Raw genomic sequence first — 22497 nt, forward strand, 5'->3', positions numbered from 1 at the left:
GACGACCAGCTGCTTGATGTTGAGGATCAGGTCGGTGACGTCCTCCTTGACGCCCGGCACGGTGGTGAACTCGTGCAGCACGCCGTCGATGCGGATGGACGTGACCGCAGCACCCGGGATCGACGACAGGAGGGTCCGGCGCAGGGAGTTGCCGAGGGTGTAACCGAAGCCCGGCTCCAGCGGCTCGATCACGAACCGGGAGCGGAACTCGTCGACGACCTCTTCGGTCAACGAGGGACGCTGAGCAATCAGCATGTGTGGATCAGATCCTTCTTTCGTGGACGCCCGCTATTTGACGTCCGACGGAAACCGCACCCATGAAGAGTGCGGGTACTGCAAGGGTACGGGCGATACAACCCCTTACGGAGTCGTACCGCCCGGAACCTCAAGCGAACCGTGCCTCAGACGCGGCGGCGCTTCGGCGGGCGGCAGCCGTTGTGCGGGGTCGGGGTGACGTCCTGGATGGAGCCGACCTCGAGGCCCGTGGCCTGCAGGGAGCGGATCGCGGTCTCACGACCGGAGCCCGGACCCTTGACGAAGACGTCGACCTTGCGCATGCCGTGCTCCTGGGCGCGGCGGGCAGCCGACTCGGCAGCCATCTGCGCGGCGAACGGCGTGGACTTCCGGGAGCCCTTGAAGCCGACGTGGCCGGCGGAGGCCCAGGAGATCACGTTGCCCGACGGGTCCGTGATGGAGACGATCGTGTTGTTGAACGTGCTCTTGATGTGCGCGTGGCCGTGAGCGACGTTCTTCTTTTCCTTGCGGCGCACCTTCTTGACGGCGCCCTGACGTCCCTTGGGGGGCATCTGTTAACTCCTACGGGGAGGTGGTCGGTCCTACAGCGAAGACCGCTGATGAAGCGTTGTCCGCTGAGGACTACTTCTTGCCCGGCTTCTTCTTGCCGGCGATGGCGCGACGCGGGCCCTTGCGGGTGCGGGCGTTGGTGCTGGTGCGCTGACCGCGGACCGGCAGGCCACGGCGGTGACGCAGACCCTGGTAGCAGCCGATCTCGACCTTGCGGCGGATGTCGGCCTGGATCTCGCGACGGAGGTCACCCTCGGTCTTGATGTTGTTGTCGACGTACTCGCGGATCGCGACGAGCTGCTCTTCGCTCAGGTCACGAACACGGGTGTTCGGGTCGATGCCCGTCTCCGCCAGCGTCAGCTGCGAAAGGGTCCGGCCGATGCCGAACACGTAGGTGAGGGCGACCTCCACGCGCTTTTCGCGCGGGATGTCAACACCGGAAACGCGTGCCATTCAATGGCTCCTGGTGATCTTCGGAGGTCTTCCACAGGACCGAATCCCAGCCGCCGTACCAGGTACGAACTGGGTCCCCGGCCTCCGAACCGGGGGTGTCAGGCGAAACTCGCCTGGGTCCTGCGTATGAACATATTCAGCTCGCGTCGCGCGAATCTCTGCGATGTCGTTGCAGAGGGAGTGGACGATCGTGCGTCAGCCCTGGCGCTGCTTGTGGCGCGGGTTCTCGCAGATGACCATGACCCGACCGTGACGGCGGATCACCCTGCACTTGTCGCAGATCTTCTTGACGCTCGGCTTGACCTTCATTGGTGAGGTTCTCCGGGTCAGTGCCATCGCCTCGGGAAGCCCGGGGCGCGGGCAAGATCTACTTGTAGCGGTAGACGATCCGGCCACGCGTCAGGTCGTACGGAGACAACTCCACCACGACCCGGTCGTCAGGGAGGATGCGGATGTAGTGCATGCGCATCTTGCCGCTGATGTGTGCCAGGACCTGGTGGCCGTTCTGGAGCTCGACCTTGAACATGGCGTTCGGCAGAGACTCGACGACAGTGCCCTCGATCTCGATGGCACCTTGCTTCTTGGCCACGCTTCGCCCTTCGGAATCGACTACCTTGATCGACTCCTGCGCTTTCCCTTACGGGTGCATGCAGACATGCGGGTGCACAAGAGCCGACGAGTCAGTCTACGTCAGCGCACCCGGAAAGACGAATCGGGGAACTCTGCCCCACTTGGAAGATCCTTAAGCGCAGCCGACCCGGGGGCGCGCCGAACTGCGCCGGCAACCACGACGAAGCCGCACCCGCCGACCAGCAGGTTCACCCTGCCCGGACGGCGCTCAGGCCAACGGATCCGGCGCGGCGACGATGCCGTGCTCGGCCAGCTTCGCCTTGCCGCCGTCGGGAGCCGTCAGCACGAGCGGCCCCTCTTCGGTCAGCGCGACCGAGTGCTCCCAGTGGGACGACCACGTGCCGTCAGTCGTGATCACGGTCCAGTCGTCCGAGAGGACCTCGGTCTTGGGCGTGCCCAGCGAAACCATGGGCTCGATGGCGAGACAGAACCCCGGCACGAGCTTCGGCCCCTTCCCCCGCCGCCGCTCGACGTAGTTCAGCAGGTGCGGGTCCATGTGCATCTCGGTCCCGATGCCGTGGCCGCCGTAGTCCTCGATGATCCCGTAGCGCCCGCCGCCCGGCTTGGGCTGCCGGCGGATGTACGTCTCGATGGCACGGGAGACGTCGACGAGACGATTGCCCTGCTTCATGGCCGCGATGCCGGCCCACATCGACTCCTCGGTCACCCGGGAGAGCTCGACGAGCTCCGGAGCGTGACCGGAGCCCACGAAGGCGGTGTAGGCGGCGTCACCGTGCCAGCCGTCGATGATCGCACCGCAGTCGATGGAGATGATGTCGCCGTCCTTGAGGACGACGTCCTCGGACGGGATGCCGTGGACGACGACGTCGTTCACGGACGTGCAGATGGTGGCCGGGAAACCGCCGTAGCCGAGGAAGTTCGACTTGGCGCCGTGCTCCGCGAGCACCTTGCGGGCGACCTCGTCCAGATCCTTGGTGCTGGCCCCCGGTACCGCGGCCTCGCGCGTGGCCGCGTGAATGGCGGCGACGACCAGCCCCGCCTCACGCATCTTGGCGATCTGCTCGGGGCTCTTGATCTGCACCATGGGGACGGGGGCCTTCCTGAACTGAATAGAGGGGACTGCTTCAACCATAAGGGCGGAGGCTGCGCGCCCCACCCCACGCAGCAGCCGCGGCCCCCTCAAAGGGAGCCGCGGCCTGAGCTACGTGCGAGAGCCAGGAACGCTGCTACTTGCCGTCCCCGTCACGCTGGAGCGCCTCCATGGCGCGCGCCGTGACCTCTTCGACCTTGCCCAGAGCGGAGATGGTGACCACCAGTCCCTGGGTCTTGTAGTAGTCGATGATCGGCTCGGTCTGCGTGTGGTAGACCTCGAGACGCTTGCGGACCGTCTCCTCCGAGTCGTCGTCCCGCTGGTACAGCTCGCCGCCGCAGACGTCGCAGACGCCTTCCTTCTTCGGCTGGCTGTACGTCACGTGGAAGACGTGGCTGGAGTCCTTGCGGCAGATCCGCCGCCCGGCGATCCGCTTGACGACCTCTTCCTCCGGGACCTCGAGGTCCAGGACGGCGTCCAGCTTCATGCTCTCGGACTGGAGCATCTCGTCGAGCGCCTCGGCCTGGGACACGTTGCGCGGGAAGCCGTCCAGCAGGAAGCCGCCCTCGGCGTCCGGCTTCTCCATGCGGTCCTTGGCCATCCCGATGGTGACCTCGTCCGGCACCAGGTTGCCCGCGTCCATGTAGGACTTCGCGAGCTTCCCGAGCTCCGTCTGCTGGCTGATGTTGGCGCGGAACAGGTCGCCCGTGGAGATGTGCGGGATCGACAGGTTCTTGGCGAGGAACGCAGCCTGCGTTCCCTTACCGGCGCCCGGCGGCCCGACGAGGACGATACGCATCAGCGGAGGAACCCTTCGTAATTGCGCTGCTGGAGCTGGCTCTCGATCTGCTTCACCGTTTCGAGACCGACACCCACGATGATCAGGATGCTGGTCCCGCCGAACGGGAAGTTCTGGTTTGCCCCGAAACCAGCCAACGCCATCGTCGGCACGAGAGCGATCAGGCCCAAGTACAGCGAGCCCGGCCAAGTGATCCGGTTGAGCACGTACGAAAGGTACTCAGCGGTCGGTCGGCCAGCCCGGATGCCCGGGATGAAGCCACCATACTTCTTCATGTTGTCCGCGACTTCCTCGGGGTTGAACGAGATGGCCACGTAGAAGAACGCGAAGAAAATGATCAGGAAGAAGTACAGGGTGATGTGCAGCGGAGCGTCCGTGAGCGCGAGGTTCTGCTCGATCCAGGTCTTCCAACCGGCGTTTCCACCGGCGAACTGCGCGATCAGTGCGGGGATGTAGAGCAGCGACGAGGCAAAGATCACAGGGATGATGCCCGCCTGGTTGACCTTCAGCGGAATGTACGTCGAAGTACCGCCGTAGGACCGGCGGCCGATCATGCGCTTCGCGTACTGGACGGGAATTCGGCGCTGAGCCTGCTCGACGAAGACCACCAGGCCGATCATGACGAGACCGACCGCGACCACGGTGCCGAACTCGATCCAGCCGCCGGCCAGGGAGCCCTGCTTCTTGATGGCCCACAGCGCGGACGGGAAGGTCGCGGCGATCGAGATGAACATCAGGATCGACATGCCGTTGCCGATGCCGCGGTCGGTGATCAGCTCACCGAGCCACATGACCATGGCCGTACCGGCGGTCATGGTGATGACCATCACGACGGTGGTGAAGATCGAGCGGTCCGGCACGATCTGGTTGGCGACCTGGCAGTTCTGGAAGAGCGCACCACTGCGGGCGGTGGCTACCAGACCGGTTCCCTGCAGCACGGCGAGCGCCACCGTCAGGTACCGGGTGTACTGCGTGATCTTCGCCGTACCGGCCTGGCCTTCCTTCTTCAAGGCTTCCAGGCGCGGGATCACGACGGTCAGCAGCTGCAGGATGATGCTCGCCGTGATGTACGGCATGATGCCGAGCGCGAAGATCGTGATCTGAAGCAGTGCGCCGCCGCTGAACATGTTGACCAGACCGAAAAGGCCCTGGTTGGCGTCCGCCTGGTCGATACAGACCTGTACGGCCCGGTAATCGACACCCGGAATCGGAATGTGGGTACCGACCCGGAAGATCACGATGATGCCGAGCGTGAAGAGCAGCTTCTTGCGCAGGTCGGGCGTCTTGAACGCCCGGGCGAACGCGGTGAGCACGGTGCCTCCTGCGACCCCCGCGCTACTGCGTCAAGGGTGACGGTCTTGAGGTTCGACTAATAGGAACGACTTAGCTAACGGTCAACTGCCGCTCAGAGTGCCCCACAAGAAGCACTCCGTAAAAGTGGGCAGTGCAGGCCACCTTACCCGCGGGACCGCCCCCCTTGGAACGACCAACCGGGGATACCCCATTTGTGGGGTATCCCCGGTCGGGATCGCTCAAGTCATCGAGACGCCTGATGGGTTCAGACGAGCTCGGTGACGCTGCCGCCGGCGGCGGTGATCTTCTCCTTGGCGGAGCCGGAGACGGCGTCAACCGTCACCTGCAGCGCCACGGAGATCTCACCTTGGCCGAGGACCTTGACGAGGCTGTTCTTGCGAACGGCACCCTTCGCCACCAGGCCCTCGACCGTGACCTCGCCACCCTCGGGGTAGAGCGCGGCCAGCTTGTCGAGGTTCACGACCTGGAACTCGGTCTTGAACGGGTTCTTGAAGCCCTTCAGCTTCGGAAGGCGCATGTGGAGGGGCATCTGCCCACCCTCAAAGCGCTCCGGAACCTGGTAACGAGCCTTCGTACCCTTGGTACCACGACCGGCCGTCTTACCCTTCGACGCCTCACCACGACCCACACGGGTCTTGGCGGTCTTGGCGCCCGGGGCGGGACGGAGGTTGTGGATCTTGAGCGGGTTGTTCTCCGCCATGATCAGTCGACCTCCTCGACCGTCACGAGGTGGCGGACGGTGTGCACCATGCCGCGGAACTCGGGGCGGTCCTCCTTGACGACCTGCGTGTTGATCCCCTTGAGACCAAGGGAGCGCAGGGTGTCGCGGTGGTTCTGCTTGCTGCCGATGTAGGACTTGACCTGCGTAATCTTGAGCTGCGCCATGATTACGCACCCGCCCCGGCACGCGCACGGAGAAGAGCCGCGGGGGCGACGTCCTCGAGCGGCAGACCACGGCGGGCCGCGACCTCCTCGGGACGCTGCAGGCCCTTCAGGGCCGCCACGGTCGCGTGCACGATGTTGATCGCGTTGTCGGAGCCGAGCGACTTCGACAGGATGTCGTGGATACCGGCGCACTCGAGCACGGCACGCACCGGACCACCGGCGATAACACCGGTACCGGGCGACGCGGGCTTGAGCAGCACGACGCCGGCAGCCTTCTCACCCTGGATCGGGTGCGGGATGGTGCCCTGGATACGGGGGACCTTGAAGAAGTGCTTCTTGGCCTCCTCAACACCCTTGGCGATGGCGGCCGGCACCTCCTTGGCCTTGCCGTAACCGACACCTACGGTGCCGTCACCGTCGCCCACCACGACCAGCGCGGTGAAGCTGAAGCGACGACCACCCTTCACAACCTTGGCGACACGGTTGATCGCGACAACGCGCTCAACGTAAGCGGTCTTCTCGGCGGCAGCTGCGCCGCCGTCACGGCCCTTCCGGTCCCGCCGCTCGCCGCCACCGGCACCGCCACCGCGGCGCTGGGGTCCAGCCATTGGAATTACCTCTCTCTTTTTCCGCTAGCTACGGAAGCGGCTCAGAACTTGAGCCCGGCTTCGCGGGCGGCGTCCGCCAGGGCGGCAATGCGCCCGGCGTACTGATTGCCACCACGGTCGAATACGACAGCCTCGACGCCGGCGGCCTTGGCGCGCTCGGCGACCAGGGCGCCGACCTGCTTGGCCTGCGCGGACTTGTCGCCCTCGCCACCGCGGATCGTGGTGTCCAGGGTGGATGCCGACGCAAGGGTGTGACCCTTGATGTCGTCGATCACCTGGGCCACGATGTGGCGGTTCGAGCGGGTAACGACCAGACGCGGACGCTCCGCCGTTCCGTTGATGTGCTTACGGATCCGGATGTGGCGGCGCTTGATCGCGGCGCGCTTGTAGGCGTCGCCCTTAAGGATCTTCTGTCCGTATGCCATGGCTTACTTACCCGCCTTTCCGACCTTGCGGCGGATGACTTCGCCCTCGTACTTGACGCCCTTGGCCTTGTACGGGTCGGGCTTGCGCAGCTTGCGGATGTTGGCCGCAACCTCGCCGACCTTCTGCTTGTCGATGCCCTCGACCGAGAACCGGGTGGGGGCCTCCACCTTGAAGGTGATGCCCTCGGGGGCCTCGACGGTGATCGGGTGGCTGTAGCCCAGAGCGAACTCCAGGTTCGAACCCTTGGCCGTCACGCGGTAACCGACACCGCTGATCTCGAGCTTCTTCACGTAACCCTGGGTCACGCCGGTGATCATGTTCGCCACCAGCGTGCGGGACAGGCCGTGCAGGGCCTTGTTCTGACGCTCGTCGTTCGGGCGGGTGACGTTCAGAACGCCCTCCTCATCCCTGACGATGTCGATCGGCGCGGCAACGGTGTGGGTCAGTTCGCCCTTGGGGCCCTTGACCGAAACCGTACGGCCGTCGATGGTGACGTCCACGCCGGCGGGAACCGTGATGGGGAGCTTGCCAATACGCGACATAGCTGTTTCCTCCGTTCCCTTCCGCTACCAGACGTAGGCGAGGACTTCCCCACCCACGCCCTTCTTGCCGGCCTGCTTGTCGGTGAGGAGCCCGTGCGACGTGGAGATGATCGCCACGCCGAGGCCGCCGAGCACCTTCGGCAGGTTGGTGGACTTCGCGTACACCCGGAGACCGGGCTTGGAGATCCGCTTGATGCCCGCGATGGAGCGCTCACGGTTCGGGCCGAACTTCAGCTCGAGAACGAGGTTCTTGCCGACCTCGGCGTCCTCGACCTTCCAGCCCGTGATGAAGCCCTCCTGCTGGAGGATCTCCGCGATGTGCGACTTGATCTTCGATGCCGGCATCGTCACGGAGTCGTGGTATGCCGAGTTCGCGTTCCGCAGACGCGTAAGCATGTCTGCGATCGGATCAGTCATGGTCATGAATTGGCCTTCGGCCTCTCTCGCCGGGGTTTCCTGGTGCGCCATCCCTCTCCCCGATCCGAGACGGGACGGGTGCGGCGCGGTGGACCTACGGCGTAGTAAGTCGTACGGGCGACCGTCAGGCGCCCAACCCTCCAAGCCTAAGCCATGGAAGGGAGGGCGCCTGACACGCCCAGTGCTTACCGAGAGCCCTTGGAATCCCTAAAAGGGGGATTACCAGGAGCTCTTGGTCACGCCCGGCAGCTCGCCACGGTGAGCCATCTCACGAAGGCACACGCGGCACAGGCCGAACTTGCGGTACACGGAGTGGGGACGGCCACAACGCTGGCAGCGCGTGTAGCCACGCACGCCGAACTTGGGCTTGCGAGCAGCCTTCGCGATCAGAGCCTTCTTCGCCATCTCGCTCACGCCTCCTTGAAGGGGAAGCCGAGGTGACGAAGGAGCGCACGGCCCTCAGCGTCGTTGGTCGCCGTGGTCACCACGGTGATGTCCATGCCCCGGGTACGGTCGATCTTGTCCTGGTCGATCTCGTGGAACATGACCTGCTCGGTGAGACCGAAGGTGTAGTTGCCACGGCCGTCGAACTGCTTGGGGGACAGACCACGGAAGTCGCGGATGCGCGGCAGCGCGAGCGACAGGGTGCGGTCCAGGAACTCCCACATGCGGTCGCCACGGAGCGTGACGTGGGCACCGATCGGCTGGCCCTCACGCAGCTTGAACTGCGCGATGGACTTGCGGGCCTTGGTGACGGCCGGCTTCTGACCGGTGATCGTGGTGAGGTCGCGGATGGCGCCCTCGATCAGCTTGGAGTCGCGGGCGGCGTCGCCCACACCCATGTTGACCACGATCTTGACGAGGCCGGGGATCTGCATGACGTTCTCGTACTTGAACTCGTCACGCAGCTTGCCCGCGATCTCCTCGCGGTACTTCGTCTTCAGACGCGGAGTGGTGGTGGTAGCCATCAGATGTCCTCACCCGTCCGCTTGGCAACGCGGATCTTGTTGCCTTCGTCGTCGAAGCGGTAACCGACACGCGTGACGACCTTGTTGCCGTCCTTCTCAACGACCAGCTGGACGTTGGAGACGTGGATCGGCGCCTCAGTCGTGACGATGCCACCGGCCTGCGAACCCTTGGCGGTCGGGCCGGCCTTGGTGTGCTTCTTGACCCGGTTGACACCCTCGACCAGGACACGCTCGTCGCGCGGGTAAGCGGCAATGACCTTGCCCTGCTTGCCCTTGTCCTTGCCGGTGATGACCTGGACCAGGTCGCCCTTCTTGATCTTCATGCTTACAGCACCTCCGGCGCGAGCGAGATGATCTTCATGAACTTCTTCTCGCGCAGCTCACGGCCGACGGGGCCGAAGATACGGGTGCCGCGAGGGTCGCCGTCGTTCTTCAGAATGACGGCGGCGTTCTCGTCGAAGCGGATGTACGAGCCGTCCGGACGGCGGCGCTCCTTGACGGTGCGAACGATGACCGCCTTGACGACGTCACCCTTCTTCACGTTGCCACCGGGGATCGCGTCCTTGACGGTGGCGACGATGACGTCACCGATGCCCGCGTAGCGGCGACCGGAGCCACCGAGCACACGGATGCAAAGGATCTCCTTCGCACCAGTGTTGTCGGCGACACGCAGTCGCGACTCCTGCTGGATCACGTCTATCTCCTGTTTGTCTGCCGGTTCCCGGCAGGGGCCGTCTCATGACGAGGCGTGCCCCTGCCGAGCCTGGCGGAACTGACCTGCGGGTTTGCCCGCAGGAAATTACTTGGCCTTCTCGAGGATCTCGACGACGCGCCAGCGCTTCGTCGCGGACAGCGGCCGGGTCTCCATGAGGAGGACACGGTCGCCGACGCCCGCGGCGTTCTGCTCGTCGTGCGCCTTGAGCTTGTTGGTACGGCGGATGACCTTGCCGTACAGCGCGTGCTTGACGCGGTCCTCGACGGCGACGACGACGGTCTTGTCCATCTTGTCGCTGACGACGAGACCCTCACGGGTCTTGCGGAAGCCGCGGGCCTCTGCAGTCTGCTCAGTCACGTTGCTCTCACTCATCAGGCGCTCTCCACCGTCTCGATGCCCAGCTCGCGCTCACGCATCAGGGTGTAGATCCGCGCGATGTCCTTACGGACGGCCTTGAGCCGACCGTGGTTCTCGAGCTGGCCCGTCGCCGCCTGGAAGCGGAGGTTGAACAGCTCTTCCTTGGCTTCGCGGAGCTTGTTCAGCAGCTCCTCGTCACCCAGTTCGCGCAGCTCGGACGCCTTGGTACCGGCCGACATCACGCTTCACCTGCCTCGCGCTTGACGATCCGGCACTTCATCGGCAGCTTGTGGGCCGCACGGGTCAGCGCCTCACGGGCGATCTTCTCGTTGGGGTACGACAGCTCGAACATCACGCGTCCGGGCTTCACGTTGGCGATCCACCACTCCGGAGAACCCTTACCGGAACCCATGCGGGTCTCGGCAGGCTTCTTGGTGAGGGGACGGTCCGGGTAGATGTTGATCCAGACCTTGCCACCACGCTTGATGTGACGCGTCATGGCGATACGAGCGGCCTCGATCTGACGGTTCGTCACATAGGCCGGGGTGAGCGCCTGGATGCCGTACTCGCCGAACGCAACCTGCGTTCCACCCTTGGACATACCGCTGCGCTTCGGGTGGTGCTGCTTGCGGTGCTTGACCCTACGGGGGATCAGCATTTCGGTCAGGCCTCCGTTCCGGTGCTCTCAGCCGGAGCGGCGGGGGCCTCGGCCTTGGGGGCCTCGGCGCCGGCAGCCTGCTGCGGCTTACGACCGCGCCGCTCGCCACCGCGGCCACCACGGGCCGGGCGGTCGGAGCCGCCACCGCGAGCCGGGCGGTTACCCGCACGGGCGGCAGCGTTCTCGGCGCGGACCTCGGCGATGTTCTTGACGTCGCCCTTGTAGATCCAGACCTTCACACCGATGCGGCCGAAGGTCGTCTTGGCCTCGAAGAAGCCGTAGTCCACGTTCGCACGGAGCGTGTGCAGGGGCACACGGCCCTCGCGGTAGAACTCCGAGCGGGACATCTCGGCGCCACCGAGGCGGCCACCGCACTGGATCTTGATGCCCTTGGCGCCGGCCTTCATCGTGCCCTGCATGCTCTTACGCATGGCGCGACGGAAGGAGACGCGGGAGGAGAGCTGCTCGGCAACGGCCTGAGCAACCAGCTGAGCGTCCGTCTCGGGGCTCTTGACCTCGAGGATGTTCAGCTGGACCTGCTTGCCCGTGAGCTTCTCGAGGTCACCGCGGATGCGGTCGGCCTCGGCGCCACGGCGGCCGATGACGATGCCCGGACGAGCGGTGTGGATGTCCACCCGCACGCGGTCACGGGTGCGCTCGATCTCAACCTTCGAGATACCGGCGCGCTCCATACCGGACGTCATCATCCGACGGATGGCGACGTCTTCCTTGACGTAGTCCTTGTACAGCTTGTCGGCGTACCAACGCGACTTGAAGTCGGTCGTGACACCGAGCCGGAACCCATGCGGGTTTACCTTCTGGCCCATTACCGGGTTCCTTCCTTGCTGCTGACGACCACGGTGATGTGGCTGGTCCGCTTGCGGATCCGGTAGGCACGGCCCTGGGCGCGCGGCCGGAACCGCTTCAGGGTCGGGCCCTCGTCGACGTACGCCTCGCTGATGACCAGCGAGGAGGCGTCCGGGTGGTCGTAGTTGTGCGCGGCGTTGGCGATGGCGCTGTCGAGCACCTTGCCGACGGGCACGGAGGCTGCCTGCGGAGCGAATCGCAGAACAGCCTGAGCCTCCGTGGCATCCATGCCACGGATAAGGTCCACCACGCGGCGGGCCTTCATGGGCGTAACGCGGATGTACCGCGCCTGGGCCCTGGCTTCCATGGTTGTCCCTCTCAGTTACTTACGTGTCTGAATGCGATCCGCTACTAGCGGCGCTTCGACTTCCGGTCGTCCTTGACGTGGCCCCGGAAGGTGCGCGTCGGCGAGAACTCGCCGAGCTTGTGGCCGACCATCGACTCGGTGACGAACACCGGGATGTGGGTCTTGCCGTTGTGCACCGCGAGCGTGTGGCCGAGCATGGCCGGCACGATCATGGAGCGACGGGACCAGGTCTTGATGACGTTCTTGGTGCCTGCTTCGTTCTGCGTTTCCACCTTCTTGATCAGGTGGTCGTCGACGAAGGGCCCCTTCTTGAGACTGCGCGGCATCTAAACCCGCTCCTAGCGCTTCTTGTTCGTCTTGCGGCGGCGGACGATGTACTTGTTGCTCGCCTTCTTGGGAGCACGAGTACGACCTTCCTTCTGACCCCAGGGGCTGACCGGGTGGCGACCACCGGAGGTCTTGCCCTCACCACCACCGTGGGGGTGGTCAACCGGGTTCATCGCCACACCGCGAACGGTCGGACGAACGCCCAGCCAGCGCTTACGGCCGGCCTTGCCCCAGTTGATGTTGCTCTGCTCGGCGTTGCCGACCTCGCCGACGGTGGCGCGGCAGCGCACGTCGACCAGGCGGATCTCGCCGGAGGGCATGCGGAGGTGGGCCATCGAGCCCTCCTTCGCGAGCAGCTGCACGGAGGCACCGGCGGAGCGGGCGAACTTGGCGCCGCCACCGGGACGGAGCTCGATCGCGTGGATCGTGGTACCGACCGGGATGTTGCGGAGCGCCAGGTTGTTGCCCGGCTTGATGTCGGCCCCGGGACCGTTCTCCACGCGGTCACCCTGCTGCAGGTTGCGCGGGGCGAGGATGTAGCGCTTCTCGCCGTCGGCGTAGTGCAGCAGCGCGATGCGCGCGGTGCGGTTGGGGTCGTACTCGATGTGCGCGACCTTCGCCGGCACGCCGTCCTTGTCGTGACGACGGAAGTCGATCACTCGGTAGGCGCGCTTGTGGCCACCACCCTGGTGGCGGACGGTCACACGACCGGAGTTGTTACGGCCACCCTTGCTGTGCAGGGGGCGGACCAACGACTTCTCCGGCGTGGACCGCGTGACCTCGACGAAGTCGGCGACGCTGGAGCCACGACGGCCCGGCGTAGTCGGCTTGTACTTGCGGATTCCCATTTCTCAGTCCTCGTCCGATATCGGACGATCCGGACCGCCCTTAGGCGGTCGGACCGCCGAAGATGTCGATACGGTCGCCCTCAGCGAGGGTCACGATCGCGCGCTTGGTGCCGGCACGCTGACCGAAACCGGTCTTGGTGCGCTTGCGCTTGCCCTGGCGGTTGATCGTGTTGACCCCGGTGACCTTGACCTCGAAGACCGTCTCGACGGCCTGCTTGATCTGGGTCTTGTTGCTGCCCGGGGCGACGACGAACGTGTACTTGTTGTCGTCGAGGAGCGCGTAGCTCTTCTCGGACACGACCGGCTTGATCAGGATGTCACGGAGGTCCGTGAACGCCTTGCTCGCCGGCGTGACGACGGTGTTCTTGCCCTCGGCGGCGTGGCGACGCGCCTTCTTGACGCGCGCCTCCTTGGCCTTCTTCGCGGCCTTCGAGGCAATGGCGGGGTGACGGATGGCCATCAGACCTCGCTCCCTTCGGTGTCATTGGCCTTCGGGCCCGACACGAAGGACTCGAACGCGGCCTGGGTGAAGACCACGTCGTCCGAGACGAGAACGTCGTACGTGTTCAGCTGGCCCGGCTCCAGGATGTGGACCTGGGGCAGGTTGCGGGCGGACAGCCACGCGGCCTCGTCGGCGCGCTCGACGACCAGGAGCAGGTTCTTGCGCTCCGAGATCTTGCCGAACAGGCTCTTGGCGGCCTTCGTGGACGGGTTGTCGCCCTCGATCACGCCGGAGACGACGTGGATGCGGTTGTTGCGGGCCCGGTCGGTCAGGGCGTGGCGCAGGGCCGCGGCCTTCATCTTCTTCGGGGTCCGCTGCGAGTAGTCACGCGGCACGGGACCGTGCACGACGCCACCACCGGCGAACTGCGGCGCGCGGGTCGAACCCTGACGGGCGCGACCGGTGCCCTTCTGGCGGTAAGGCTTCTTGCCACCGCCACGGACTTCACCGCGGGTCTTGGTCTTGTGCGTGCCCTGGCGGGCAGCGGCCAGCTGCGCGACGACGACCTGGTGGAGCAGCGGAACGCTGATCTTCTCTACGTCGAAGATCTCCGCGGGGAGCTCGACGGAACCGGCCTTGTCGCCCGCCGGCGAAAGGATGTCAACAGTGCTCATCGGTTACCTCAGGCCCCCTTGGCCGCAGTGCGGACCAGGACGAGGCCGCCGTTCGGACCGGGAACCGCGCCCTTGATGAGCAGCAGACCCTTCTCCGCGTCAACGGCGTGGACGGTCAGGTTCTGGGTGGTGACCCGCTCGTTGCCCATGCGACCCGCCATGCGGAGGCCCTTGAACACACGGCCCGGGGTGGCGCAGCCACCGATGGAACCGGGAGAGCGGTGCTTGCGCTGGGTGCCGTGTCCGGCGCCGAGGCCCTTGAAGTTGTGACGCTTCATGACACCGGCGAAGCCCTTGCCCTTGCTCTTGCCGGTCACGTCCACCTTGACGCCGGCCTCGAAGACCTCCGCAGAGATCTCCTGACCCAGCGTGTACTCGGAGGCGTCCGCGGTGCGGATCTCGACGAGGTGGCGGCGGGGCGTGACGTCGGCCTTGGCGAAGTGACCCTTGAGGGGCTTGTTCACCTTGCGCGGGTCGATCTCGCCGAAGGCGATCTGGACCGACTCGTAGCCGTCGATGTCGTTCGTACGCACCTGGGTCACGACGTTGGGGCCGGCCTTGACGACGGTGACCGGAACAACACGGTTGTTCGCGTCCCACACCTGCGTCATGCCGAGCTTCTCGCCCAGGATGCCCTTGATCTGCTTAGCCATTCTCAGATCACCGGCCCTCAGAGCTTGATCTCGATGTCGACACCGGCCGGGAGGTCGAGTCGCATCAGAGAGTCAACGGTCTTGGGAGTCGGGTCGAGGATGTCGATCAGGCGCTTGTGCGTGCGCATCTCGAAGTGCTCGCGCGAGTCCTTGTACTTGTGCGGCGACTTGATGACGCAGTACACGTTCTTCTCAGTGGGCAGCGGCACCGGGCCCGCGACCGACGCACCAGTGCGGGTCACCGTCTCGACGATCTTCTTCGCCGAGGAGTCGATGACCTCGTGGTCGTAGGCCTTGAGCCGGATGCGGATCTTCTGTCCCGCCATGGCTACTCAGTAGTCCTGTCTCTCTTACGCTCTGGAACCCGGTGTTCCCTTGACCTCCTCCGACCCACGCGGTCGGGCGTGTCGCGCTCCCGCTGACACAGATGCCCCTTGATCGAACATCCCTGCGTGGGAACACGGCCCTTCCGGAACCGCAAGCCGGGAGCTAGGAGGCCCACCGGGCGCCTGGTCGGCGTCGCACTGTCACTTCCCGAAAGATTCCCGTACGTCCGCCCCAGCGCTGCCTTACGGCAGTTAGGGCGACGAGTACTGTGGGACTCGCTTCCGGTCCTCCCGGCGGGAGGCGCGCAGCATCAACACTCGACCGAGCAACTCGGACAGTCTGCCATATGGGGCAGGGGGCTGGCCAATCGAGCCGGAGAGAATACCCCGAGGGTGACGTAGGTGAAACCCGGGCAGCCGTGCCCCGGACCGGGCGGGGTGCGCGGCGCCTGATTCGGGGGCGGACAGACGGACTGACGGGCCCGCAACCTCAACGGACCCGTCAGTCACACCAGCATCAGACCATCGGCGCCCGCGTCAGCTCTCCGCTCCGCCCGGACGGGGTCCGGCGAGCTGACCCGTGAGCGCCTCGGAAGGCTTCTGCGGGGCGAGGAGGTGGAGCGCATCCCGGAGCAAGGTGCTTGAGGTGTGCTCGGTGTAGGGGAAGTAGACGACCTCCACCCCCACCCTCGCGAATTCGGTTTCGAGCGTCGTCCAGACGTCCGTGCCGAGCCAGTCGTCACCCTTGAAGATGACGTCGAAACCGACTTCCTTCCAGATCTCCATCTTGTCGTCCACGGTCGCGACGAAAGTCTCGTCCACGTAGCGCACACTGCGGACGATCTGCAGTCGCTCGGCGAGCGGTACCACGGGCGGCCTGCCTTTCAGGCGCACCACGAGGTCGTCCGAGCACACTCCGGCGACGAGCCGGTCGCAGTGCCCGCGGGCCCGGCGCAGGACATTCAGATGGCCCACGTGGAAGAGGTCGAAGACCCCTGGCGCGTAGCCGAGACGCTCCCTCATCGCCGCCTTTCCTTCGAAGCCTTGGACGCCTTGGAGGCCTTGGACGCCTTGGACGCCTTGGAGGCCTTCGTAGCCTTGTCGGCGACCGCGGTGACTGTGAGCGCCTGCGACCTGAGCGTGGTGTTCTGCCCGTCGGAGACGGCGATCGTGTACCGATGGCGCGAGCCGGGGGTGACCGTGTCCGTGTACTTCATCGTGGGACGGTTCCACTCCTGGGACCGTCCCGTCCGCGTCGTCACGAGCACGCCGTCCCGGTAGATGAGGTACTTCAGCTCCGCGTCGTCCCGGTCCCATGCGGCACGCCACGTGAGCGTCACCCGACCGGCGCTCTTGACCGAGGCCGTGAGCCGGGGCGGGTTCTCCGGAGCCCCCCGGTCCGGGCCGGACGCGAAGCGTGTCAGGCTCTGCTGCGGACGGTTGTTGACGGTGGTGAACTCGCCGCCCGCCCACAGGATGCCGCCGGCCATCGCCATGGCCCGGGGACCGTTCTGCTCGCCGATCCCCTCGTTCGTGTCGGGGAACCAGTGCAGGATGCGGCGGTCACGGGTCGACTGGGCCAGGAAGTGCTGGCGGTTGTGGTGCTCGGCGAAGCCGCCCGGTGTGTCACGGCAGTCGTGGGCGTGGGATCCGCTGTAGAGAACGCCGTTGTGCAGGGCGAGGGCCTGGGTTGCGCCCAGGCAGGTGTCCTTCCACACCAGCTTGCCGGTACGGAGGCTGGCGGCGATGCGCCCGTCGAAGATGCCCGTTCCGGTGCCCTCGGCCGCCACGTAGAACTTGGTCTTGTCGCGGACCAGCGCCTTCACGACCGATCGGGCCGGCAGCCAGTCCGTGTACTGGGCCACCGTCTTCCCCGTGCGGGGGTGCAGGGCGACGAGCGATGCCTCCAGGTCCTCGTTGACCAGCTGGAAGTCACCGCCGACGATGATCTTGCCGTACTCGGGCGCGGCGCTGATGGCGCGTACCGGAGCCTCGATCTCCGCCTTGAACGGCAGCAGCGCACCGCTGCGGGTGAACGCCGCGATGCGCTCCCTCTCCCGGCCGTTGACGGCCGTGAAGTCGCCTCCCAGGTAGACCGCGCCCTTCGTGACGTCGATGGCCCGAACGGCAGACGAGATCTTCGGGCGGAAGTCCTGGCGCAGCGAGCAGCCGGCCGTGTTGAGCGCGACCGCGTTGGTTGCCCTGGCCTGGCCCGCGTTGGCGAAAGAGCCGCCGACGTAGAGCAACTTGCCGTCCGCGGTCGCCTTGAGCGCCCGCACGGTGTTTCCGGCGCCGGTGAAGCGGTGGGCGCACGGCAGCAGTTTGCCGGTGACGGCGTCGAAGGCCGCGAAGTTCTTGCGTGCGACCTCCTGCCGGCCGGGCTCGGCGCCAGGAGGCCGGACCTTGTTGAACGTTCCGCCGACATAGACGACGCCGCGTGCGTACTCGATCGACCAGACGATGCCGTCGGTCTGCCAGGTCGCCAAGGGGTCGGCGGTCAGGGTCTTTTCGTCGCTGTCGGCCACCGAGGCCGAAGCGGTGATGAGCGAGGCAGCCGCGAGGAGGGCCGCGACCGAAGCCGCGGTGACTCCCCGCTTCGTGCTTTTTCTCAAGCGCATGGAACATCCCGGGTTGCAGCAAGGACGGGTGGAGGAAGGGGAGATGGAGCGGCGGTCTCGGTTTCGAGACGGCCTCATGGGGTGCGTTCGCGCAGCACACCGACGAGTTCGTGCACTCCCAAAGCTGTACGAAATCGCCACAAACCTATACCAAATGCGCACAATCCCATGGTGATTGCGGCGGCAATTCCGACGGCCGTGTCACCTGCCAGCAGCCTGCCGGTGACGACCAGGGGCACGGTGAGGCACAGTGCGACGGCCGTCGCCAGCAGGTATCCGCCGTCGATGAAGACGAAGCCGGGATGCCGCCGCACCAACACGGCTGCGACGACGTTCTCCACGACGGTCGCCGCCCCCCAGGACAGGGCGGCGCCAAGGACGCCGAGCCGGGGAATCGCGAGGAACCCGACCGTCAGCTGCACCGCGAACGCGACGCCTGTGACCGCCAGATGCCAGGTGCTCTTGCCCGCCATGAGCAGCACGGTCTGGGCGTTGCCGACCCCGACGTTGACCGCCGAGGCGATACAGAGCAGCACCAGCGCGCTCGCCCCCTGCTCGAACTCCGGTCCGAACAGCGACAGAACGGTGCCCGGGAAGCTCGTGAGCAGGGCGAGCAGCGGCCAGGAGAACAGCACGATCCACCGCGTCGAGACACGGTGGAGATGGGCGGCCTGCGCGAGGTCGCCCAGGGCCAGGAGGCGGCTGATCTCCGGGGCGACGGCCAGCCGGATGGCCAACTGGAGGAGCGTCGCCGCGATGACCACGCGGGCGACGGCGGTGTAGATACCCGCTTCCTCGCTCGTCGCCAGGGAGGACAGCAGGACGACGCCCAGCCAGACCGCACTGATGTCGAACACGGACGAGATCGCCCGGGGCGCGGCGAACGCCCAGAACCCGCGCCGGGTGGCGGCGATCTCCCGTACGGCGGTTTCCCGTACGCAGACGGGTTCAGTACTCCTGCGACGGCACCTGCGCAGGGCGATCCAGGCGAAGAGGAAACCGGCCAGCGAGGGCACGAGCCAGGCGGCGGCCAGACTCAGCACCCCCGGGGCCAGCAGCAGAACCGGTACGGCGATCAGTACGCGCAGTACCGGCTTCCCGATCTGCTCGACACCGACGTACGGGATCACGGTGCCGTGCCCCTGAGTGGCACCCAGCAGGATCAGGGTGACCGTGGCCAGGGGGAGGAACACGGCGAACAGCCTGACCAGGGTCACCGCGTCGCCTGGAGCGAGACTCGGCAGCAGCGCGGTGGCTGTGCGAGGCGACAGGAACAGCAGCGCGGCGGCCGTGGTGCTCGCCAGGGCACCTGGCACGACCGCGCTGCGCAGCAGCGCGCCCACCTTGCGGCCACCGGTGATGGCCAGGTCGCCGGGGACGAAGCGCACCAGCCCGGTGTCGGCGCCGAGCTTGCAGGCGTTGCACAGGATGGTGAAGGCCGCGACGCCGGTGAACACCGCTCCGGCCCCGTACGCCCCGAGCCCGCGGGTGACCAGGGTGACCAGGACATAGCCGAATACCGCGTTGACCGTCGAGCCCAGGAACCCCCACCACCCGCCGCGTGCGGTGGCGGCGACGCCGGAGCGGACGGTCGACCGGCCGGTGGCCGGCACCGTCGTACCGGAGGTGCTCACCGGGAGGTGGTGAGCGTGTCGTCCCGCATGGGCGCGGTCGGCTTCGCCGGGGCTTCGTCGGCCGGAGCGGAAGTCATGGGCCCGTTCCTTTCCCGCCGCCGGCGCGGCGGATCGCCGCCCCTGACACGGCGGAGCAAGCCGGACCGGGTGCCGTCGTGGAGCGCAGCACCGACGAGGTGTCCGCCCAAGCAGCTGACCAGCTCGCGCACGCGCTTGAGGTCGTCGCGCCTGATGTCGTCCAGCGCGCCCACCACGAGAACACCGTCCACGCACGGGGCGAGCGCCAGACCGTCGCCGTGTTCCAGAAGAGGCGGGCTCAGGACGAGCGTCGGCCCGCAGGAATCGGCATCCGGCACGGCACGCGCGGCCGGAAACGCCGGCCCGTCTTCGCCGCTGGCGCCGCGGCTGTGGGGGAAGAGCGTGAACCGCCCGGCCGTGCCCGCGTCGACGACCACCGCGCCCTCAGGTACGTCGTCCGTCTCCGGGTCGCCGCACGACAGCGGCAGTCGGGCCCAGAGGTCGGGGGTGTGCGCGCCGGCGTCCACCAGTCGTACCTCGTCACCGGACTCGGCGAGGGCGGCGGCGAGATTCACGGCCACGGCCTCGGCACCTCGATGCTGCCTCGGCGCCACGATCATGAGCCTGCTCAGGGACATACGGCCGTCGCTGCCCCGCAGACGCAGGGCCAGGGCCCGGTACGCCTCCGCTCGGCTGCCGTCGGCCCGGCCGACCTCCAGCACTTCGCCCCCGGTGCCAGGAGCCGGGAGGATACCCAGCACGGGAGCGTGCAGCGCCTGCTGGACCTCGCCGACCGAACGCGCCCGTGGTTCGAGGGCGGATCGCAGCCAGGCGAGCACGACACCCAGGATGAGACCGCCGATCAGGCCGGCCGCGATGAGCCAACCGGGGGCGGGTCCCGCGGGCCGTGCCGCCGGCTCGGCCCTGCGGACGATGTCGCCGGCGAAGGGGTCGTAGGTCCTTACGTCCGAGATCTTCTTGCGCAGAATGCCGACCTGTTCCCGCAGTCCCGCGGCGCCGGCGACGGGCGGGTCGCCCTTCTTCGTGTCGAGCCGCTCGGTCAGCTCGGCGATCTGCCGCTCCAGACCGGCAGCCATCCGCGCGGCCATGGCCTCGGAGCGGTCCTGGCGATCGGCGAGGTAGGCCCGGGCGAACGCGTTGGTGACCCGAGCGGCACCCTGCGCGGTGCCCGCCGTGTACTCGAACCGGAGCACCTGGGTGTCCGGGAGGTTCGTCACGCGCATGTCCGCCAGCAGCGCGTCGGCGCCGGGCTTGTGCCGCAGTTCCGTTGCAGCCCGGGACGCGACGGTCGCGCTGAGCGCGATCTGCCGCTCCGTGCCCATGCTCACCTGGCTGTCCGCGCCCACTCCGATCGTGCTGAAGGGGTCGGACCTGGGGCGCACGAGCACTTCAGCGGTGGAGGTGTAACTGCCCGCGCGCAGCAGAACCAGCAGCAGCCCGCCGAGCAGCCCCAGGATCACGCCCGACACGAGGGTCGCGCGGTACCTCAGCAGCAGGCGCACCTGGTCGCGAAGCTCGTCGGGGTCGTCGTACCGATCGTCGAAACCGGCGGGGCTGGTCACGGGTGCCTCCTGTGGCCGGGGATGAGTGCGTGGCCCGCGGTGGCGGGTGACCGCGCCGGGGCCGGGAGCCGTGACGGCCCGACGGCGCGGGTGAGGAAGAGCGGGAGGATCAGGAGCAGCGCGAGGGGCGCGATGATCGCCATGAGGCTGCCGCGCAGGAAGATCAACTGGTAGAAGGCGTAGGCGGGGACCAGCAGAACCGCCAGGGTGCTCTGCCGGTCCCGCAGCCGTGCCCTGATGTCGTCCACCCGCCGTCCGGCCGCGCCCAGCAGGCAGAAGACCGCGACGACACACAGCGGACCGCCCCACAGATAACTCTCGATCCACAGCGGCGCGGAGAGGTTGTGGAAGTCATAACCCGCGTACTCTGCGAATTCGATACCGGTGGCCTGCGGTTTTCCGGGCCACACGGTGCGAGGAATCACGATCAGGACGACACCGAGCAGGGCCGACGGCGAGAAGCCGTTTTCCTGCACATAGTCGATGCCGGTCTGCATTTGCTGGAATGCGTCGTAGTCCATGCTGGTGCTGAACTGCTCCGCAAGTCCCACGACTTGCAGCGATTCACGTTCGTCGTAGCGGAAGTAGTCGCTGTAGGGGAAAGCGAACAGCACCACGGCGGTGATGGCTACGGCGGTGCCGCGAAAGGCCCGCGGGGTGTTGAACCGGCGCCATGAGAAGAGCAGCACCAAAAGGACGGTTCCGGCCCAGAACCGCGGTCTGCTGATGGGGTTGTTGACGATCACGTTGAGTGCGAGCAGGGCCGGGAGCAGCAGCCGGCGGACCGCGCGCAGCAGCCGGTCGCCGGTGGCCCTGCGGGGCAGGTGGACCAGGGCCACCATGGACCAGAAGGCCGGGACGGCGAGGCACCAGACGCGCAGCGCGTGCACCGTGTCCGATTGGGTGTCCGACTGCCACAGAGCCTGGCGGCTGGTGAAGTAGGCCCGCAGGCCGCCTTCCTGCCCGGGGATCAGCGCGACCGCGAGCAGCAGCGACAGGCCGCACAGGAGGAGGACGGGCAGCGGCGAGAGCGTGCGGGACAGCAGCGGTTCCAGTACGGCCGACCTGCCGCGCTTGCGTCCGGCGGCCAGGGCCGCCCCCGCGGTGTAGGCGAGGAGACCGAGTTCCGTCAGCATGACGGCCACGAAAGCGGTCGTCTCACCGCTGCGGTGGCCCAGCGGATAGGTGTCGGTGGCGAGCATGGCGAGCGGCGCCAGACCGAGCCATACGTAGGAGAAGAGCCAGAATCCGAACGCGACCAGGCGCACCGACGTATCGGTGAGCACCCGGGCCAGCCCCACTCCGGTATGCACCACGACGACACACTGCACGGCGAGTGCCGTCCCGAATCGCGTGTCGATGGCCTGGAGAATCAGCGCGGGCAGGAAGGCGACGAAAAAGAAGGCCCAGCAGCACACCGCTGCCACGGAACGCTGTTCACCGCCTCGCACCTGCACCCCCGATTGAGCGAGCAAACGTAATGGATCGACACCGGTAGATTTATAGCCCAAAGGCCAGGCCGATCCCGCGCATTTCAGAGGGCGTTTCACATGACGTGAATTACTATAAAGTC

Annotated in this window: 33 protein-coding genes and 1 pseudogene; all 34 read right to left on the reverse strand. The window is 66.8% G+C overall.

All coding sequences use genetic code 11. The features are described from left to right. Window positions 1–255: pseudogene (locus ACFY5C_RS28760) on the reverse strand (DNA-directed RNA polymerase subunit alpha); the annotation flags it as partial. 146 nt (window positions 256–401) lie between these two features. Then, window positions 402–806, reverse strand: a complete 405-nt coding sequence (rpsK, locus tag ACFY5C_RS28765) for a 30S ribosomal protein S11 (RefSeq protein WP_017949643.1) — start codon at window positions 804–806, stop codon at window positions 402–404. 70 nt (window positions 807–876) lie between these two features. Further along, the gene (gene rpsM / locus ACFY5C_RS28770) at window positions 877–1257 is read right to left on the reverse strand and encodes a 30S ribosomal protein S13 (RefSeq protein WP_037680379.1); all 381 of its coding nucleotides are present in this window, start codon (window positions 1255–1257) and stop codon (window positions 877–879) included. 195 nt (window positions 1258–1452) lie between these two features. Continuing rightward, window positions 1453–1566 carry a 50S ribosomal protein L36 gene (rpmJ, locus tag ACFY5C_RS28775; protein ID WP_003998809.1) on the reverse strand — a complete coding sequence of 38 codons (114 nt, stop codon included), beginning with the start codon at window positions 1564–1566 and terminating at the stop codon, window positions 1453–1455. 58 nt (window positions 1567–1624) lie between these two features. After that, a complete protein-coding gene (gene infA / locus ACFY5C_RS28780; RefSeq protein WP_003948620.1) occupies window positions 1625–1846 on the reverse strand; it encodes a translation initiation factor IF-1 in 222 nt (73 codons plus the stop codon). Window positions 1847–2095: 249 nt separating this feature from the next. Then, complete coding sequence (map, locus tag ACFY5C_RS28785) at window positions 2096–2932, reverse strand: type I methionyl aminopeptidase (RefSeq protein WP_389449744.1); 837 nt, start codon at window positions 2930–2932, stop codon at window positions 2096–2098. A 142-nt stretch (window positions 2933–3074) separates the two neighbouring features. Continuing rightward, complete coding sequence (locus ACFY5C_RS28790) at window positions 3075–3737, reverse strand: adenylate kinase (RefSeq protein WP_389449221.1); 663 nt, start codon at window positions 3735–3737, stop codon at window positions 3075–3077. Then, window positions 3737–5050, reverse strand: coding sequence for a preprotein translocase subunit SecY (secY, locus tag ACFY5C_RS28795; protein ID WP_389449224.1), 1314 nt, complete (start codon window positions 5048–5050; stop codon window positions 3737–3739). Before secY ends, ACFY5C_RS28790 begins: the two co-directional genes overlap by 1 nt. Window positions 5051–5295: 245 nt before the next feature. Beyond that, a complete protein-coding gene (gene rplO / locus ACFY5C_RS28800) occupies window positions 5296–5751 on the reverse strand; it encodes a 50S ribosomal protein L15 (RefSeq protein WP_031141307.1) in 456 nt (151 codons plus the stop codon). A 2-nt stretch (window positions 5752–5753) separates the two neighbouring features. After that, window positions 5754–5936 carry a 50S ribosomal protein L30 gene (rpmD, locus tag ACFY5C_RS28805; protein WP_003974250.1) on the reverse strand — a complete coding sequence of 61 codons (183 nt, stop codon included), beginning with the start codon at window positions 5934–5936 and terminating at the stop codon, window positions 5754–5756. A gap of 2 nt (window positions 5937–5938) precedes the next feature. Continuing rightward, complete coding sequence (gene rpsE, locus ACFY5C_RS28810) at window positions 5939–6544, reverse strand: 30S ribosomal protein S5 (protein WP_007494753.1); 606 nt, start codon at window positions 6542–6544, stop codon at window positions 5939–5941. A gap of 41 nt (window positions 6545–6585) precedes the next feature. Beyond that, window positions 6586–6969 carry a 50S ribosomal protein L18 gene (gene rplR / locus ACFY5C_RS28815; protein ID WP_055622533.1) on the reverse strand — a complete coding sequence of 128 codons (384 nt, stop codon included), beginning with the start codon at window positions 6967–6969 and terminating at the stop codon, window positions 6586–6588. Window positions 6970–6972: 3 nt separating this feature from the next. Beyond that, on the reverse strand, window positions 6973–7512 hold the full coding sequence (gene rplF / locus ACFY5C_RS28820) for a 50S ribosomal protein L6 (protein ID WP_389449227.1): 540 nt from the start codon (window positions 7510–7512) through the stop codon (window positions 6973–6975). A gap of 24 nt (window positions 7513–7536) precedes the next feature. Then, a complete protein-coding gene (rpsH, locus tag ACFY5C_RS28825) occupies window positions 7537–7935 on the reverse strand; it encodes a 30S ribosomal protein S8 (RefSeq protein WP_007384075.1) in 399 nt (132 codons plus the stop codon). Between the two features lie 213 nt (window positions 7936–8148). Further along, complete coding sequence (locus ACFY5C_RS28830; RefSeq protein WP_003948630.1) at window positions 8149–8334, reverse strand: type Z 30S ribosomal protein S14; 186 nt, start codon at window positions 8332–8334, stop codon at window positions 8149–8151. Window positions 8335–8339: 5 nt separating this feature from the next. Continuing rightward, a complete protein-coding gene (gene rplE / locus ACFY5C_RS28835; RefSeq protein ID WP_020135807.1) occupies window positions 8340–8897 on the reverse strand; it encodes a 50S ribosomal protein L5 in 558 nt (185 codons plus the stop codon). Further along, window positions 8897–9220, reverse strand: coding sequence for a 50S ribosomal protein L24 (rplX, locus tag ACFY5C_RS28840; protein ID WP_030046380.1), 324 nt, complete (start codon window positions 9218–9220; stop codon window positions 8897–8899). The genes rplE and rplX overlap by 1 nt, the downstream gene beginning before the upstream one ends. Before the next feature lie 2 nt (window positions 9221–9222). Further along, window positions 9223–9591: a 50S ribosomal protein L14 gene (gene rplN, locus ACFY5C_RS28845; protein ID WP_003998823.1), complete on the reverse strand. Its 369-nt coding sequence runs from the start codon at window positions 9589–9591 to the stop codon at window positions 9223–9225. A 105-nt stretch (window positions 9592–9696) separates the two neighbouring features. After that, the gene (gene rpsQ, locus ACFY5C_RS28850; protein WP_003992363.1) at window positions 9697–9984 is read right to left on the reverse strand and encodes a 30S ribosomal protein S17; all 288 of its coding nucleotides are present in this window, start codon (window positions 9982–9984) and stop codon (window positions 9697–9699) included. Then, the gene (rpmC, locus tag ACFY5C_RS28855) at window positions 9984–10208 is read right to left on the reverse strand and encodes a 50S ribosomal protein L29 (protein ID WP_005481220.1); all 225 of its coding nucleotides are present in this window, start codon (window positions 10206–10208) and stop codon (window positions 9984–9986) included. The genes rpsQ and rpmC overlap by 1 nt, the downstream gene beginning before the upstream one ends. Next, entirely contained in the window at window positions 10208–10627 is a 420-nt protein-coding gene (gene rplP, locus ACFY5C_RS28860) for a 50S ribosomal protein L16 (RefSeq protein ID WP_030745246.1), read from the reverse strand. The genes rpmC and rplP overlap by 1 nt, the downstream gene beginning before the upstream one ends. A gap of 5 nt (window positions 10628–10632) precedes the next feature. After that, on the reverse strand, window positions 10633–11454 hold the full coding sequence (gene rpsC / locus ACFY5C_RS28865) for a 30S ribosomal protein S3 (RefSeq protein WP_037680401.1): 822 nt from the start codon (window positions 11452–11454) through the stop codon (window positions 10633–10635). Beyond that, window positions 11454–11801 (reverse strand): 50S ribosomal protein L22, encoded by a 348-nt coding sequence (gene rplV, locus ACFY5C_RS28870; protein ID WP_026290933.1) that lies wholly within the window; start codon window positions 11799–11801, stop codon window positions 11454–11456. The genes rpsC and rplV overlap by 1 nt, the downstream gene beginning before the upstream one ends. A gap of 44 nt (window positions 11802–11845) precedes the next feature. Continuing rightward, a complete protein-coding gene (rpsS, locus tag ACFY5C_RS28875; protein WP_147995160.1) occupies window positions 11846–12127 on the reverse strand; it encodes a 30S ribosomal protein S19 in 282 nt (93 codons plus the stop codon). A 12-nt stretch (window positions 12128–12139) separates the two neighbouring features. After that, window positions 12140–12976 carry a 50S ribosomal protein L2 gene (rplB, locus tag ACFY5C_RS28880; protein WP_062706768.1) on the reverse strand — a complete coding sequence of 279 codons (837 nt, stop codon included), beginning with the start codon at window positions 12974–12976 and terminating at the stop codon, window positions 12140–12142. 40 nt (window positions 12977–13016) lie between these two features. Next, window positions 13017–13436: a 50S ribosomal protein L23 gene (gene rplW / locus ACFY5C_RS28885; protein ID WP_389449230.1), complete on the reverse strand. Its 420-nt coding sequence runs from the start codon at window positions 13434–13436 to the stop codon at window positions 13017–13019. Then, a complete protein-coding gene (gene rplD / locus ACFY5C_RS28890) occupies window positions 13436–14092 on the reverse strand; it encodes a 50S ribosomal protein L4 (protein ID WP_328424618.1) in 657 nt (218 codons plus the stop codon). Before rplD ends, rplW begins: the two co-directional genes overlap by 1 nt. 8 nt (window positions 14093–14100) lie before the next feature. After that, entirely contained in the window at window positions 14101–14745 is a 645-nt protein-coding gene (gene rplC / locus ACFY5C_RS28895; RefSeq protein ID WP_389449233.1) for a 50S ribosomal protein L3, read from the reverse strand. Between the two features lie 17 nt (window positions 14746–14762). Then, window positions 14763–15071 carry a 30S ribosomal protein S10 gene (gene rpsJ / locus ACFY5C_RS28900; protein WP_003948644.1) on the reverse strand — a complete coding sequence of 103 codons (309 nt, stop codon included), beginning with the start codon at window positions 15069–15071 and terminating at the stop codon, window positions 14763–14765. Window positions 15072–15608: 537 nt separating this feature from the next. After that, complete coding sequence (locus ACFY5C_RS28905; RefSeq protein WP_389449236.1) at window positions 15609–16094, reverse strand: adenylyltransferase/cytidyltransferase family protein; 486 nt, start codon at window positions 16092–16094, stop codon at window positions 15609–15611. Continuing rightward, complete coding sequence (locus ACFY5C_RS28910) at window positions 16091–17689, reverse strand: fibronectin type III domain-containing protein (protein ID WP_389449239.1); 1599 nt, start codon at window positions 17687–17689, stop codon at window positions 16091–16093. The genes ACFY5C_RS28905 and ACFY5C_RS28910 overlap by 4 nt, the downstream gene beginning before the upstream one ends. Window positions 17690–17763: 74 nt before the next feature. Continuing rightward, window positions 17764–19323 carry an oligosaccharide flippase family protein gene (locus tag ACFY5C_RS28915; RefSeq protein WP_389449242.1) on the reverse strand — a complete coding sequence of 520 codons (1560 nt, stop codon included), beginning with the start codon at window positions 19321–19323 and terminating at the stop codon, window positions 17764–17766. Next, window positions 19320–20924 (reverse strand): hypothetical protein, encoded by a 1605-nt coding sequence (locus ACFY5C_RS28920; protein ID WP_389449245.1) that lies wholly within the window; start codon window positions 20922–20924, stop codon window positions 19320–19322. Before ACFY5C_RS28920 ends, ACFY5C_RS28915 begins: the two co-directional genes overlap by 4 nt. After that, window positions 20921–22399 (reverse strand): hypothetical protein, encoded by a 1479-nt coding sequence (locus ACFY5C_RS28925; RefSeq protein WP_389449248.1) that lies wholly within the window; start codon window positions 22397–22399, stop codon window positions 20921–20923. The genes ACFY5C_RS28920 and ACFY5C_RS28925 overlap by 4 nt, the downstream gene beginning before the upstream one ends. Between the last annotated feature and the right edge of the window lie 98 nt (window positions 22400–22497).

It is taken from the genome of Streptomyces sp. NPDC012935 (assembly GCF_042900345.1).
GTDB lineage: Bacteria > Actinomycetota > Actinomycetes > Streptomycetales > Streptomycetaceae > Streptomyces.